Origin of the sequence: Pseudomonas sp. 43(2021) (assembly GCF_017490805.1) — a bacterium.
Lineage (GTDB): Bacteria > Pseudomonadota > Gammaproteobacteria > Pseudomonadales > Pseudomonadaceae > Aquipseudomonas.
The window spans coordinates 1-247 of sequence record NZ_JAFGYJ010000646.1 but is presented as its reverse complement, the minus strand read 5'-3'; the positions used below and the strand labels follow the sequence as shown (position 1 = coordinate 247).

Here is a 247-nt window from a genome sequence, read left to right as displayed (position 1 = left end):
GCAATGCCCGGGTGCACACCCTGCATGACCCGGTGCGCTGGAAGTACCACGCGGTCGGCGCTTACCACCTTAACGGCACCTTGCCAGCGCGGCATTCCTGGATCTGACTTGCTGCCTTTGGGGCTGCGCAGCGGCCCCCGGAGAACACCATGACTACAAGCATCATTACCGACGACACCCAAGCCCTGAACGTTGCCGAAGAAGTCGCCCAACAACTGCGCCGCGACAGCGCCCTGCGCGACCGCGA

At 64.4% G+C, this 247-nt stretch carries 1 protein-coding gene; it reads left to right on the top strand.

The annotated features are described in order from the left end of the window. The coding region (locus tag J5M71_RS29515) for a hypothetical protein (protein ID WP_243434408.1) at positions 1–107 on the top strand (107 nt) is incomplete at its 5' end. Positions 108–247 lie beyond the last annotated feature (140 nt).